This is a genomic window from Acinetobacter haemolyticus, assembly GCF_900406815.1.
In the GTDB taxonomy this organism is placed as follows: domain Bacteria; phylum Pseudomonadota; class Gammaproteobacteria; order Pseudomonadales; family Moraxellaceae; genus Acinetobacter; species Acinetobacter haemolyticus_A.
The window spans coordinates 1-358 of sequence record NZ_OVCN01000064.1; the positions used below are offsets into that span (position 1 = coordinate 1).

The following is a 358-nucleotide window of genomic DNA, read 5'->3' on the forward strand; positions in this document are numbered from 1 at the left end:
AGGTTGGGTGTGGAAGCACGGTGACGTGTGAAGCTGACCAATACTAATTGCTCGTGAGGCTTGACTATACAACACCCAAACAGTTGTTGTATGCAAGATAAATTCAATACATAACTTGATTTAGTGTTAAAACTAGTTACAATTACAGACCCAATTAACTAATCCGTTAATGAGCTATATGTAAAGCACTGCTTTGCATAAGCGCAAGATTTGGAAAACGCCTTGGCATAGATAAGACCAAAGCAAGTATCCATAAACAGTTTGCTGGCGACAATAGCAAGAGTGAACCACCTGATCCCTTCCCGAACTCAGAAGTGAAACCTCTTCGCGCTGATGGTAGTGTGGCACTTGCCATGTG

General features: G+C 42.2%; 1 rRNA gene. It reads left to right on the forward strand.

Annotation, left to right across the window (positions count from 1 at the left end):
* The first annotated feature begins 263 nt into the window (after window positions 1-263).
* A 5S ribosomal RNA gene (gene rrf / locus DK207_RS15695) occupies window positions 264-353 on the forward strand.
* The last annotated feature ends 5 nt before the right edge of the window (window positions 354-358 follow it).